Source organism: Rothia sp. SCPM-O-B-18226 (M350) (genome assembly GCF_058213595.1).
Genome location: NZ_JBYQJS010000003.1, coordinates 139,526 through 152,377 on the forward strand (window position 1 = coordinate 139,526; position 12,852 = coordinate 152,377).

The window sequence follows — 12,852 nt, forward strand, 5'->3', positions numbered from 1 at the left end:
ATGTTTGGCACCCGGTGACTGGTGCCTTAGGAGGACACTATGGCAAAGATTCTGAAGTATGTTCTGGGCCTGGATGGTGCGAACCGTTTTGAATCGTTCTATTCGGTGGGCGCGCCCGCGAAGGATTTCGTGCCTTATTCTGCGGTTGATAACCGCGATAACCACGTGACCGATGACGAATTTGATGTTGAGCTTTTCCGTAGCCGCTGGCATCGTGACCCCACCCCGGCAGAGCGTGGCTGCATGCTCAGCCACGTGAAGATGTGGGAGGACTTCGTTGCCTCGGATGCTGACTGGGCTCTGATTGCTGAGGACGACATCCTTATTTCTCCGGATGCTGAGGCAGTCGTGAACGCGATCATCACCAAATACCCGCAGGTTCAGCTGGTGAACCTGTGCGATGCGTACTCGTTCAAGGCGGGCACTATGAACCCGCGCCTGGATTATATTCGTCTGTCTCTGCTGTCTCCTTTTGTGCACGGTAAGTACCGTATGGGTAGGCCGTACGGTTCGACCCGCCTGGGCTGCACGGGTCTGTACCTTATTTCTCGTTCGGGTGCTGAGCTGCTGCTTAAGCAGTTTGAGGATAAGGTGCCGGGTACTGTGGCTGATGATTACAAGCTGTACCAGCAGTGGGGTGTGGATGTGCGTTTTGTGCAGCCTGGCCTGTGCGGCTGGGAGGGTAGTAGCGTGATCCTGGATTCCGGTAAGAGCCACCTGGAGATGCTGGCTGAGAATCAGAAGGGTTCGAGCGCTCTGGATCGAGTGCGTATTGCGTTGGCTCCGAAGATGCGTTTGGTGAATGCTAAGAACGCTCTGGATGCCACTCTTGATGAGGTGAAGCAGCGCCTGGGTAAGGCAAAATAACTAAGCCTCTTTGAGAAAGCTCCTCTTTGTCACATATATGGCAGAGGGGAGCTTTTGTGTAGCTATTTTCAGCTTTAGCGCGTGAGGTATCGCGTAACGTGCGAGACATAACAGGGTGCCGCACGCCAATTCCCGGGTACTATCTTCACATGAGTGATAGGGTATTTTTATACATACGATTCATCACTCACTGACTAGGCAATTTGTTATCGTGCGCGCATATTTTCGGCGTGCTCTGTGTTTGTCGGTGCCAAGTCAATACTCGGCACTCATGCATGGCTTCTGTCGTTTCAGATTAGGACTGTATGGGTGTGCCACAGCAAAGGGAAATTCATGGCAAAAATTCTGAAATACGTTCTGGGACTGGACGGCGCTAACCGGTTTGATTCTTTCTTCTCGGTGGGGGCACCCGCTCAAGGTTTTCAGCGTTATTCTGCGGTGGATAACCGTGATGATCACGTCACTGATGCACAATTCGATAGCAAGCTGTTCTTGGCTCGTTACGGTAAAGAGCCGAGGCCTGCCGAAAAGGGTTGCGCTTTGAGCCACTACCACATGTGGAAGGACTTCCTCGCTTCAGATGCCGACTGGGCTTTGCTAGCAGAGGACGATGTCCTCATTTCCCCTGACCTGCAGCCTGTAGTGGAGAGGATTATCGAAAAGTATCCTCACGTGCAGATGGTTAACCTGGGCGATATCTACGCTTCTGAAGCTGGCAAGCTCAACCCGCAGGTTGATTACCCCCGTCTTTCGTTGCTTGCTCCTTTTGTGTACGGCAAGTACCGTATGGGTCGTGCCTATGGTTCAAAGCCTCTGTACGGTGCAGCCTTGTATCTTCTTTCGCGTTCTGGAGCTGAACGACTCGTAGAATGTTATGGCGAGACGGTTCCCGGCGTTGTTGCTGATGATTATTCTCTCTACCGAGAATGGGGAGTGGACGTATATTTGGTGCAGCCCGGCCTGTGCGGTTGGGAAGGCACCAGCCTCATTCAAACTTCTGGCGTTCGTCACCTGGAAAGTCTCAAGAGCACGCAGCATGGCACCGGTTTTATCGACCGGTTGCGCATCGCCCTGGCGCCGAAGAAGCGTATTGCGAACGCGAAGAACATTCTGGATGCCACTCTCGAAGATGTGAAGCAGCGTCTAGGACGATAATCCAGAGGCGGTAACCCACAGATGGATTGGGGTACTGTCATCACATAAAAATGTGAATACGTGGATCTTCTGCCCTGTCATTTATCCTCTCCCTATCGTGTATATGCGGTAGGGAGGGGATTCTTTTGTTGTACACCGGTACGGCGCGTGCTATACCGCGTCTTAACCTGCGGGCACCTGAGATTGGTGCATGGTGAATGATAGAATTTTTTCTACGTTGCACAGTAGTGTGCGTATTTATCACACGCTCAATATTCAGACTTCATGCCATTAACGCACCGATTTTTAAGATGATGAACTTTCCTGTCGTGCAGGGGGTCTGATGTTCTGAAAGCTCGCCAATAACCGACGCAATCTTCTATTGCTTAGGCTTTCTGGATGAGCTATTGAAAGGAAAAAATATGGCAAAGATTCTGAAGTATGTTCTGGGCCTGGATGGCGCGAACCGTTTCGACTCGTTTTATTCTGTGGGCGCGCCCGCGAAGGATTTTGTGCCTTATTCTGCGGTGGATAACCGCGATAATCACGTCGCTGATGAAGAATTTGACGTTGAGTTTTTCCGTAGCCGTTGGCATCGTGACCCTAGCCCTGCGGAGAAGGGTTGCATGCTCAGCCATGTGAATATGTGGCGTGACTTTGTTGCGTCGGATGCTGATTGGGCGCTGATTGCCGAAGACGACATCCTTCTTTCTCCGGATGCTGAGGCGGTGGTGAATGCAATCATCACGAAGTACCCGCAGGTGCAGCTGGTGAACCTTAGCGATTCTTTTGCGAATGATGCCGGCAAGCTGAACCCGCAGGTGGAATACATCCGCCTGTCCCTGCTGTCTCCTTTTGTGCACGGTAAGTACCGTATGGGTAAGCCGTACGGTACGTGGCCTCTGATTTGCACTGGCTTGTATTTGATTTCCCGTTCGGGTGCTGAGCTGCTGCTTAAGCAGTTTGAGGATAAGGTGCCGGGTACTGTGGCTGATGATTACAAGCTGTACCAGCAGTGGGGTGTGGATGTGCGTTTTGTGCAGCCGGGCCTGTGCGGCTGGGAGGGTAGTAGCGTCATCTTGGAATCTGGCAAGCGTCATCTGGATAAGGTGAATAGTCTCCAGCACGGTACTGGTCCTCTGGATCGAGTGCGTATTGCTTTGGCTCCGAAGAAGCGTATTACGAACGCTAAGAACGTTCTGGAAGCCACTCTTGATGAGGTAAAGCAGCGTTTCTCGCGGTAATCTAAACTGTAACCTCCCCACCATCCACCTATGTGAAGGAACGCTGTGAACGATCTGCCCCTGCTCGGCCCTGCTGAGATTCGCGAGCTTGCCGAGATGCTCGGTATTCGTCCGACGAAGACTCTTGGGCAGAACTTTGTGATTGACCCCAATACGATTCGTCGTATTGTCAACGCGGCAGAGATTTCACCGGAGGAGACGGTGTTGGAGGTTGGCCCGGGTTTGGGTTCGTTGACCCTCGGCATCCTGGATGCTGCGAAGGATATGGTTGCGGTTGAGATTGACCCGCCGCTGGCGCAGCAGCTTCCGCACACGATTGAGAAGTTCCGCCCCGAGAAGGCGGGCGATATTGACGTGGTGCTTATGGACGCTCTGAAGGTCACCGAGCTGCCTCGCACTCCGGATGCTCTGGTGGCGAACCTGCCGTATAACGTGGCGGTTCCGGTGCTCCTGCACCTGTTTGCGCAGTTCCCGAGCATTCGTCACGCCCTGGTGATGGTTCAGGACGAGGTTGCCGACCGTCTTTCGGCGACCCCGGGCTCGAAGATCTACGGTGTACCCTCGGTGAAGGCTAATTGGTATGCCGAGGTGTATAAGGCGGGCGTGATTGGCAAGAACGTGTTCTGGCCTGCACCGAAGATTAACTCGGGCCTGGTGGGTTTCCGTATGCGCGAGGAGCCTCTCTCGACCGTTGACCGCGACCTGGTGTTCACGATTGTGGACGCCGCTTTCGCTCAGCGCCGTAAGACTCTGCGCGCTGCGCTGAGCTCCTGGGCGGGCTCGGGTGCGCGTGCAGAGCAGATTTTGGTGGCTGCCGGTATCGCTCCGACGGAACGCGGTGAGAAGCTGGATATTCACGGCTTTATCCGCATTGCGGAGGCTTCGCTGACTGTCCCGGCTGAGCCTGTAGCGGAGTAGCTTCTTCCCGCTCTAAATTTTTCACTGACGTTCTCACGCGAGTTCCCGCGCGAAAGGTGTATGCGCTGATGAGTACCGCCTCCCAGGTCGCTATTTCGGTTGATGCTCCCGGCAAGGTCAATCTGTACCTTGCCGTGGGGGATGTCCGTCCGGACGGCTACCACCCGTTGACTACGCTTTTTGCGGCGGTCTCTTTGATGGAGACCATCACGGTCTCTGAGGGGCAGGCACCGGGGCTGAGCTTGAGCATGGATATTGTGCCCGGCTCCCTGGTAGATCAGCGGATGCAGGCGGGGCAGTTCGACCCTGCCGCTGTGCCGATGGATGAGCGGAACCTCGTGTATCGTGCCGCTGCGCTGATTCTTGCGGAGCACGGTATTGAACCTGCCCCGGCGCTGCACCTGCATATTGCGAAGGCTGTGCCCGTGGCAGGCGGTATGGCGGGCGGCTCAGCGGATGCGGCGGCGGCTCTCATCGCCACGGACCGCTACCTGCACGCAACCGGCCGCACCGGCGCGCAACTGACCCAGACGGATTATGAACGTCTTGCCGCGCAGCTGGGCGCCGATATCCCCTTCAGCGTGCGTGCCGCGCTGGGGCAGACCCTCGCCCTGGGGCAGGGGACAGGCACCGAGCTTCAGAACGTTGCGGCGCCTCGGGAGCCCCTGCACCTGGTGATTGTCGCCGCACAGTTTGGCCTCTCCACCCCCAGTGTATTCAAGCAGCTGGACGCGGGCCGTGCCGCCGGTGAGTATCCCGCCTCCGGCGAGCTGCTAGAACCCGTAGAGCTTCTGGAAGCCCTGAATTCTTATGACGGTTCGGAGGCGGCGCTCGCCTCCTTGGCGTCGCTGTTGCGTAATGATTTGCAGGCTCCCGCACTTTCGTGCGCCCCGCAGCTGGAGCAGACGCTGAACCTGCGCGAGAGCGAGGGCGTGTACGCCTCCCTGGTGTCCGGTTCCGGTCCGACGGTGCTTCTGCTGACTTCTTCGCAGGCTCGGGCGGAGGCTCTTGCCTCCACTCTTCGCGCTGCGGGCAACCACGTTGTGAGCGCGGTTAGTGCGATTCTGCATCATTAGTATTTGACACATATATACAAACTAATATTCATTCGCTTCCGCTATCTGCTATCTACTATCTATAAAAAGGGGGAGTATGGAGGAAAGTTAAAAACATTATTATTGCGCAGGATCGTTATAGCATTCTGGGCGGTATTAGTACCGTCAATAAGCTTCTGGGGCGTGCCTTTGACGAGGCCGGGTACAACGTCAGTTATATGGCACTCTTCGACAATACCGCCGGTCATCCGGACGCTATTGAGCCGGATTTTGTGGTTAATTTGGGTCCTTTGGTGAATAAGACAACCCATAACCGACTGGTGTACACCAATCCCGGTCCTCTGGGAGCTGCATTGGCGGTTAAGAAGTGTTTTACGGTCCTGTGGGATTGCTATAACACTTTCCGGACCCGCCGCTACCTGCGGTCTTTCGGTAAAGATACTGTTGTTTTGACGTCTATGGCGAAGACTGCAGATTACATGGCGAAGTACGCTCAATCCGATTCTAAAAAGGGCCTCGGGTACATCCACGAATTTCATAGTGGCTACAACAGTACCTATCGTTTGGATGAGGAAAAGACTCTCCGTAAGGTCGCTGCGTCTTATGACTTATTTGTAGCGCTATCTGAGGGCGACGCTACGCTGTTTGCTCAGTGGCTGAACCGCCCTGTAGATGCTGTTCATAACCCTATTACCTCTTTCGGAAGAAATCTCTGAGATGGAGCGTCTGGGGGAGAAGAAGCCCGTTATCCAATTTGTAGGACGGTATGGACCTGAAAAAGGCCTGAATCGTATCCTCGAAAGTTTTGCTGCGTGTGCTGCTGATTTCCCTGAATGGGTATTGCGTATTAACGGTAACGGCTTGGAAGAGGAAATCCTCGCCGTTGAGAAATACCTAGCTCAGCTTGATCCAGAAACCGCTCAGCGTGTTGAACTGGGGGGGGGCTCAATGCAGAGGAAGTGATTGAGCATTTTGCTGAGAGTTCTCTAGCTGTTATGGCATCGGATTTCGAAGGTCTTCCAACGTCTTTCTTGGATGCTATGCAGGTAGGAACTCCTCTCATTTCCTATCCTTCCTCGTGGGCGCTTCGAGAGATGGTGCCTGAAGTGGGGTACCTTGCTGAGGAACCCAGCGTTGAAGCCCTACAAGAGCAAATGCGTCTGGCTATGAGCGATGCTGAATTGCGGGCTCAAAAGTCTGCTTTGTGTCTTGAAAAGTCTCGTACTTTCTCTCCCGAAGATGTTGTTCGGCGTTGGGAAAAGCTTTTCGAATCTATTCACCGTTAGTAGCTGCTGTAACGGAGAACTGAATATATGCGCAAATGCCGGTTCTAGATTGAATCTAGAACCGGCATTCCTTATATCAGTAGGCGTTAGCCCAGCAGCTCGGAGAGTTCGAGCCAGCGCATCTCCAGCTCGTCAATCTCATCCTGAAGTGCCTGCTGCTGCTCGCCGAGCGCCGCCAAACCGGCGTAGTCGGAGGCATCGTGCGCGCTCATCTGCTCGGAGAGCTTCTCCTGCTCTGTAGCGAGCTTGGCGAGGCGACGCTCAATCGCACCGGATTCCTTCTGCGCCGCACGCAGCTCGGCACCGGAAACCTTTGGCTTAGCGGATGCCTCAGCCTCCTGCGTCGAAGCCTTCTGGGTCGGGGCGGCGGCACGTGCCTGCGCGCTACCTGCCGCAGAGCCGCCAGCACCGGCCGCCGAGAGTGCCAAATACTCGTCCACACCGCCGGGCAGGTGGCGGAACGAACCGTCAATCACGGCGTACTGCTGATCGGTCACGCGTTCCATGAGGTAGCGGTCGTGGCTGACCACCAGCAGGGTGCCCGGCCAGGTATCCAGCAGATCCTCCATGGCCGCGAGCATATCGGTGTCCAGGTCATTGGAGGGCTCGTCGAGAATCAGCACGTTCGGCTCGTCCAGCAGAATCAGCATCAGCTGCAGGCGACGCTTCTGACCACCCGAAAGGTCCTTGACGGGGGTGGAGAGCTGAGCGCTGGTGAAGCCTAGACGCTCGAGCATCTGCGAGGGGGAGAGCTCCTTGCCGTCGGCAATGTAGCTGCGCTTCTTACGGCCGATCACGTCGGAGACGCGGTCGTTCTCGACCTCCTTCAGCTCGTCCAGCTGCTGGGTGAGGGTCGAAATCTTCACGGTCTTGCCGTGCTTGACGCGTCCCTCGGTCGGTTTCAGGTCGCCGGTCACCAGCGAAAGCAGGGTGGACTTGCCCGCACCGTTCACGCCCAGGATTCCGGTGCGCTCACCGGGGGCAATACGCCAGGTGACCTTCTTCAGAACGGGGCGCTTGCCGCCTGGTAGGGAGGGGTCGTCGTAGGTGACCGAGACGTTCTCGAGGTCCACCACGTCCTTGCCGAGGCGGGAGACCGCCATCTTCTTCAGCTCCACGGTGTCGCGCACGGGCGGAACGTCCGCAATGAGGGCGTTGGCCGCGTCGATGCGGAACTTCGGCTTGGAGGTACGCGCGGGGGCGCCACGGCGCAGCCACGCGAGCTCCTTGCGCATCAGGTTCTGGCGCTTAGCCTCAGCCGCGGCTGCCTGACGGTCACGCTCAACGCGCTGCAGGATGTACGCAGCGTAGCCGCCCTCGAAGGGCTCGACGATGCGGTCGTGCACCTCCCAGGTGTCGGTGCAGATTTCATCGAGGAACCAGCGGTCGTGGGTAACGACCATGAGGCCTCCGGCGTTCTTCGACCAGCGGGACTTCAGGTGGCCGGCGAGCCAGGTGATGGCCTCGACGTCCAGATGGTTGGTGGGCTCGTCGAGCATGAGCACGTCCCACTCCTGCGCGAGCAGGGAGGCGAGCGCTACGCGTCGGCGCTGACCGCCGGAGAGGGACGAGACCTGCGCATCCCAGGGCAGGTCGGAGACCAGGCCCGAGATGACGTCGCGGATGCGAGCCTGCGAGGCCCACTCGTATTCGGGGGTGTCGCCCACAATCGCGTAGCCGACGGTGTGGTCGTCGTCGAGAACATCGGACTGATCCAGGTAGCCGATGCGGGTGCCGCCGCGCACGGTGACGCGGCCGGAGTCCGGTTCGAGCCGGCCGGCCAGAATCTTCATGAGGGTGGATTTGCCGTCGCCGTTACGGCCGACAATGCCGATGCGGTCGCCCTCGTTCAGGCCGACCGTGATGCCCTCGAAAATGGTTCGGGTAGGAAACTCAAGATGCAGCGATTCGCCGCCTAGTAAATGTGCCACGCCTTCTAGGGTACAGGGTGAGGGTATTTTCAGGTGCCGGTGAGGTAATCGATGGGGGAACGGTTGAAGGTTTGAAAAGATAGCTGAAGTACCCGTCGAAAGCCCGCGTTTGCGCCGTGCGTGGGGCGAGCCCACGGCGGATATTTGATAAACTGAGGGAAGCATTTCCTGCACGGCGCTGTTCTCTGCCCAAAATTAGGGTAGTGAATGGCGACTGCCACCAGAGGCGGTACCCGCACCGGCACGGGAATAATCCGCCATGGTGTAATGGCAGCACAGCGGCCTTTGGAGCCGTTTGTCTAGGTTCGAGTCCTAGTGGCGGAGCGTAAGCACTCAACGGAATCGTTGAATGAGAGTCGGCGGTTCCGCGCTCACCTCTCACTCTTACAACCTCGTATAAGGAGTCTTCTCAGTGAACACTGAACTGGCACCCTCCGCGGTGATTGTTCTCGCCGCCGGCGCTGGCACGCGCATGAAGTCCGCAACCCCCAAGGTCATGCACGGCATTGGTGGTCGATCCATGATTGAGCACGCTGTCGCTGCTGCGCGCGATCTGAACCCCGAGCGCCTCGCTGTTGTGGTACGCCACCAGCGCGATAAGGTTGCTGAGCATGTGCTTGCGTTTGACCCTGAGGTAACCATCGTTGATCAGGATGAGATTCCGGGTACTGGTCGTGCGGTTGAGGTCGGTCTGAATGCCTTGGATGCGCAGGCCCCCGTCTCGGGTACCGTGCTGGTGACCTACGGCGATGTTCCTCTGCTGCGCCCCGAGACTCTGCGCGAACTGATTGCCTTCCACGAGGAAGACAAGAACTCCGTAACTGTCCTGACCACCCACATTGATGAGCCCGGCTCCTACGGCCGTATCGTGCGTAACCAGGCTGGCGAGGTGACCGCCATCGTCGAGGCGAAGGACGCCTCCCCCGAAGAGCTCGAGATTACCGAGATCAACTCCGGTATCTACGCCTTTGACGCTGCCGTGCTGCGCGAAGCCCTGCTTGAGGTGACCACCGATAACGCTCAGGGCGAGAAGTACATTACCGATGTGCTGTCCATCGCCCGTTCGAAGGGCCACCGTACCTCCGCCCTGGCCATTGAGGACCGCTGGGAGGTTGAGGGTGCCAACGACCGTGTGCAGCTGGCTCAGTTGGGCCGTATGCTCAACAACCGCATCCTCGAGGCTCACATGCGTAGCGGCGTGACCATCGTCGATCCGCAGAACACCTGGATTGACGTGACCGTGCGCATCGAGAATGACGTGACCCTCCTGCCCGGCGTGCAGCTGCACGGCTCCACCACCGTTGCCACCGGCGCAACCATTGGCCCCGACACCACCCTGACCGATATGACCGTTGAGGCAGACGCTACCGTCATCCGCGCTCACGGCTTCGGCGCCGTGATTGGCGAGGGCGCAACCGTCGGCCCCTTCGCCTACCTGCGCCCCGGTACGACCCTGGGTAAGGGCTCGAAGCTCGGCACCTTCTGCGAGGCCAAGAACTCGCAGATTGGTGACGGCGCGAAGGTTCCGCACCTGTCCTACGTTGGCGACGCCACCATCGGTGAGGGCGCCAACATTGGTGCGGGTTCCATTTTCGCCAACTACAACGGCCTGGTGAAGAACCGTTCTGTTATTGGCGCACATGCCCGCATGGGATCCGCGGGCATCTACGTTGCACCGGTCACCGTGGGTGACGGTGCCTACTCCGGCGCGGGCGCGCTGATCCGCAAGAATGTTCCTGCGGGCGCCCTCGCCTACTCTGAGACTTCCCAGCGCACCATCGAGGGCTGGGTTCTGAAGAACCGTGCCGGTACCGAACCCGCTGAGGCTGCAAAGGCCGCGGGCGCACAGGAACCGGCAGAATCCTAATCCGAGGAAAGAACAACACCATGAGTAGCGAGATTACCAACCCCGGTGAGCGCAAGCTTGTAGTGGTCTCCGGTCGAGCACACCCCAAGCTCGCCGAGGAGATTGCGCAGGCCCTTGACCACGACCTGTTGCCCACCTCCGCATATACCTTCGCCAACGGCGAGACCTACGTCCGTTTTGAGGAGTCTGTGCGCGGTGCGGACGCATTCGTGATTCAGTCGCACCCGGCACCGATTAACGAGTGGCTCATGGAGCAGCTCATCATGATTGATGCGCTCAAGCGTGCCTCCGCTCGCTCCATTACCGTGGTGTCCCCGTTCTACCCCTACGCTCGTCAGGACAAGAAGCACAAGGGCCGCGAACCCATCTCGGCTCGCCTGATTTCTGACCTGTACAAGACCGCCGGCGCGGATCGCCTGATGTGCGTCGATCTGCACACCTCGCAGATTCAGGGCTTCTTCGACGGCCCGCTGGACCACCTCTTCGCAATTCCGGTGCTGGCTAAGCACATCCGCGAGCGCGTTGAGGACCTGTCGAACGTGACCGTGGTGTCCCCGGACACCGGTCGTGTGCGCGTGGCCGAGCACTGGGCCACCCTGCTGAACGGCGCACCCCTGGCCTTCGTGCACAAGACCCGAGACATCAACGTTCCGAACCACGCGGTCTCCAAGACCGTTGTGGGTAACGTTGAGGGCCGCACCTGCGTGCTGATTGACGACATGATTGACACCGGCGGAACCATCGCCGGCGCCGTGAAGGTCCTCATGGATAAGGGTGCGAAGGAAGTTATCATCGCGGCAACCCACCCGGTTCTTTCCGATCCCGCCGTTGAGCGTCTGTCCGAGTGCGGCGCGGTCGAGGTCGTGGTGACCAACACCCTGCCCGTCCCGGAGGAAAAGCGCTTCGAGAACCTGACCGTTCTCTCCATCGCGCCCCTCATCGCTCGCGCTATTCGCGAGGTCTTTGACGAGGGCTCCGTGACCGAGATTTTCGATCACTAGGGCTTGAATAGGCTGTAGAAAATCCCCCGCTACCACGGTTGTGGTAGCGGGGGATTTTCTACGTTTCTGAAGGGACAGACCCCTGCAGATTCTGTATTGCGGAGATTTAGCGGTGGGCTCGCGCCAGCCACGGCAGAATCACGCGTAGCGACTCTTCAACCTCGTCTACGGCCTTCTTCGCGGCGGCCGGGCCTCGACGGTAGGGGTCCTCGAGCTTATCGCTCGCGAGGGGAGTGCCACCGTAGGAGTAGAGGTAGGAGAGCGGCTCGGCACGGCGCGCTTCCTCACGAAGGCGAGCAGCCTGCTTGAGCAGCACGATCTTGGAGTGGTACTGGGGCCACTCGCGCACGATCCAGTCGGCGTGCACCTTCTCCGCGACCAGGATGATGGTCGCGTTCTTAATGATCTCCTCGGTCAGCTGACGGGAGGCGAAACCCTCGGGGTTGTAGCCACGCTCGATGAGCTCGTTGGCGATGAGCTCGTACACGCCCTGACCGACCAGCGCGCCGGTACCGGCGCTGGCGAAGGTCCACTTGTCCTCCAGCCCGTACTCTGCGGCCAGGTGCTTGGAAATAACCTCGCCGGAGGCGCTGCGGGCAATGTTGCCGGTGCACACGAAGAGCGCCTGGAAGGGGCCGTCGGTGTCGTGGGCGCCGCTACGGGTGAAGGTGCCGGGGGAGAGCTTGAACAGCGGGGTGCGTTCGCGTTCCCCCTGCGGGGCGCTTGCGGTCTCCTCACGTGCCGCGAGGGCTGTCGGAGCGGGCTCTTCTGCGGTGTCGGCCAGAACACCCGAAGCGACGGTGGGTGCGTGGTGTTCCTCGACGTGAACGGAGCGTGAGGAGGAGCCCTCTGCAGACGGTTCGTCCAGGGGGAGGATATCGGCGGCGGTACCCGAGGTTTCGGTGAGGTTCAGCGGCTGCGCATCAATGGTGACGGTGCCGTCCTCAGAGATTTCTTCGGCGCGGGAAGGCTCGGATGCCTTGGGAAGGGGCGTCTGAGCGGCGACCTCGGCGGGGGAGTGAGCCTCATACTCGCCCATGACTTCGCGGAGCGAACCCGAAGGGACCATGGAGCGCTGGGCGGCACCGCGGCGGTTCTTGCCTGCCAGGTCGGGGTTGTTCTGGATCAGTGAGCGGACCCCTTCCGCAATGGAGGGGGCGGATGCCGGCGCAGTAGTCGCGGTGGTTTCGGGGGCCTTGGAGGAGTCGGTGATCTCCTCTGCGGAGCCCCGGGTGTACTTGTCCTTCAAGGACTTGATGTTGAAGATGCCCATCAAAAGCCTTTTCTCTTGAACATACCCAACGGTGAACAGGGAAGCCGGAAGTGTCGGGTGAAGTTGAACGAATAGTATCTATCATACCGAGTTGCTTGACTCTTCAAAGGTTTCTGAATCTCGAGTGTGGCGAATTCCCTAAGGCCTCGTCCGATACATCTTCAATGTAGGTCGCTCTGAAAGCTTCAACCTGGGGACGTGATGATGACCTAAAGTACAAACTTTATAGCGAAAGGGTTTAGAGGTCACATGCTAGAATTGGCGTGAAATGCTGGG

The 12,852-nt window shown here is 58.3% G+C and carries 12 protein-coding genes and 1 tRNA gene; 11 read left to right on the forward strand and 2 right to left on the reverse strand.

Annotated features, from left to right (window positions below):
* The first annotated feature begins 39 nt into the window (after nucleotides 1-39).
* From AC3E6W_RS06175 to AC3E6W_RS06210, 8 genes are all read left to right on the forward strand, one after another.
* Nucleotides 40-867: a glycosyltransferase family 25 protein gene (locus AC3E6W_RS06175; RefSeq protein ID WP_070648865.1), complete on the forward strand. Its 828-nt coding sequence runs from the start codon at nucleotides 40-42 to the stop codon at nucleotides 865-867.
* Nucleotides 868-1,200: 333 nt separating this feature from the next.
* Nucleotides 1,201-2,022: a glycosyltransferase family 25 protein gene (locus AC3E6W_RS06180; RefSeq protein ID WP_490652607.1), complete on the forward strand. Its 822-nt coding sequence runs from the start codon at nucleotides 1,201-1,203 to the stop codon at nucleotides 2,020-2,022.
* Between the two features lie 401 nt (nucleotides 2,023-2,423).
* Complete coding sequence (locus AC3E6W_RS06185; RefSeq protein WP_314081176.1) at nucleotides 2,424-3,245, forward strand: glycosyltransferase family 25 protein; 822 nt, start codon at nucleotides 2,424-2,426, stop codon at nucleotides 3,243-3,245.
* Nucleotides 3,246-3,290: 45 nt separating this feature from the next.
* Complete coding sequence (gene rsmA, locus AC3E6W_RS06190; RefSeq protein ID WP_049332986.1) at nucleotides 3,291-4,163, forward strand: 16S rRNA (adenine(1518)-N(6)/adenine(1519)-N(6))-dimethyltransferase RsmA; 873 nt, start codon at nucleotides 3,291-3,293, stop codon at nucleotides 4,161-4,163.
* A 68-nt stretch (nucleotides 4,164-4,231) separates the two neighbouring features.
* Complete coding sequence (locus tag AC3E6W_RS06195) at nucleotides 4,232-5,239, forward strand: 4-(cytidine 5'-diphospho)-2-C-methyl-D-erythritol kinase (RefSeq protein WP_490652608.1); 1,008 nt, start codon at nucleotides 4,232-4,234, stop codon at nucleotides 5,237-5,239.
* Between the two features lie 197 nt (nucleotides 5,240-5,436).
* Nucleotides 5,437-5,934, forward strand: a complete 498-nt coding sequence (locus AC3E6W_RS06200; protein WP_490652609.1) for a hypothetical protein — start codon at nucleotides 5,437-5,439, stop codon at nucleotides 5,932-5,934.
* Nucleotide 5,935: 1 nt separating this feature from the next.
* Nucleotides 5,936-6,181 carry a glycosyltransferase gene (locus AC3E6W_RS06205; protein ID WP_049343026.1) on the forward strand — a complete coding sequence of 82 codons (246 nt, stop codon included), beginning with the start codon at nucleotides 5,936-5,938 and terminating at the stop codon, nucleotides 6,179-6,181.
* Nucleotides 6,178-6,504, forward strand: coding sequence for a glycosyltransferase (locus AC3E6W_RS06210; RefSeq protein WP_306539441.1), 327 nt, complete (start codon nucleotides 6,178-6,180; stop codon nucleotides 6,502-6,504). Before AC3E6W_RS06205 ends, AC3E6W_RS06210 begins: the two co-directional genes overlap by 4 nt.
* An 86-nt stretch (nucleotides 6,505-6,590) precedes the next feature.
* Here AC3E6W_RS06210 and AC3E6W_RS06215 read toward each other — a convergent pair whose 3' ends face one another.
* On the reverse strand, nucleotides 6,591-8,435 hold the full coding sequence (locus tag AC3E6W_RS06215; protein ID WP_490652610.1) for an ABC-F family ATP-binding cassette domain-containing protein: 1,845 nt from the start codon (nucleotides 8,433-8,435) through the stop codon (nucleotides 6,591-6,593).
* A 253-nt stretch (nucleotides 8,436-8,688) separates the two neighbouring features.
* Between AC3E6W_RS06215 and AC3E6W_RS06220 the strand changes: the two genes are divergently transcribed.
* The 3 genes from AC3E6W_RS06220 to AC3E6W_RS06230 all read left to right on the forward strand — a co-directional run bounded on the left by AC3E6W_RS06220 (nucleotide 8,689) and on the right by AC3E6W_RS06230 (nucleotide 11,303).
* A tRNA-Gln gene (locus AC3E6W_RS06220) sits at nucleotides 8,689-8,759 on the forward strand.
* Between the two features lie 88 nt (nucleotides 8,760-8,847).
* Nucleotides 8,848-10,302, forward strand: coding sequence for a bifunctional UDP-N-acetylglucosamine diphosphorylase/glucosamine-1-phosphate N-acetyltransferase GlmU (gene glmU / locus AC3E6W_RS06225; RefSeq protein ID WP_490652611.1), 1,455 nt, complete (start codon nucleotides 8,848-8,850; stop codon nucleotides 10,300-10,302).
* A 20-nt stretch (nucleotides 10,303-10,322) separates the two neighbouring features.
* Nucleotides 10,323-11,303, forward strand: coding sequence for a ribose-phosphate diphosphokinase (locus AC3E6W_RS06230; protein WP_012904032.1), 981 nt, complete (start codon nucleotides 10,323-10,325; stop codon nucleotides 11,301-11,303).
* Between the two features lie 106 nt (nucleotides 11,304-11,409).
* On the opposite strand, the gene AC3E6W_RS06235 is transcribed toward AC3E6W_RS06230, so the two are convergent.
* On the reverse strand, nucleotides 11,410-12,576 hold the full coding sequence (locus AC3E6W_RS06235) for an arsenate reductase/protein-tyrosine-phosphatase family protein (RefSeq protein ID WP_294647143.1): 1,167 nt from the start codon (nucleotides 12,574-12,576) through the stop codon (nucleotides 11,410-11,412).
* Nucleotides 12,577-12,852: the final 276 nt, after the last annotated feature.

Excerpts from the sequence above, each read along its gene's own strand:
- AC3E6W_RS06185 (WP_314081176.1), top strand. The coding sequence starts at position 2,424 with ATGGCAAAGATTCTGAAGTATGTTCTGGGCCTGGATGGCGCGAACCGT.
- AC3E6W_RS06180 (WP_490652607.1), top strand. The coding sequence starts at position 1,201 with ATGGCAAAAATTCTGAAATACGTTCTGGGACTGGACGGCGCTAACCGG.
- AC3E6W_RS06230 (WP_012904032.1), top strand. The coding sequence starts at position 10,323 with ATGAGTAGCGAGATTACCAACCCCGGTGAGCGCAAGCTTGTAGTGGTC.
- AC3E6W_RS06235 (WP_294647143.1), bottom strand. The coding sequence starts at position 12,576 with ATGGGCATCTTCAACATCAAGTCCTTGAAGGACAAGTACACCCGGGGC.
- AC3E6W_RS06175 (WP_070648865.1), top strand. The coding sequence starts at position 40 with ATGGCAAAGATTCTGAAGTATGTTCTGGGCCTGGATGGTGCGAACCGT.
- AC3E6W_RS06200 (WP_490652609.1), top strand. The coding sequence starts at position 5,437 with ATGGCACTCTTCGACAATACCGCCGGTCATCCGGACGCTATTGAGCCG.
- AC3E6W_RS06205 (WP_049343026.1), top strand. The coding sequence starts at position 5,936 with ATGGAGCGTCTGGGGGAGAAGAAGCCCGTTATCCAATTTGTAGGACGG.
- AC3E6W_RS06195 (WP_490652608.1), top strand. The coding sequence starts at position 4,232 with ATGAGTACCGCCTCCCAGGTCGCTATTTCGGTTGATGCTCCCGGCAAG.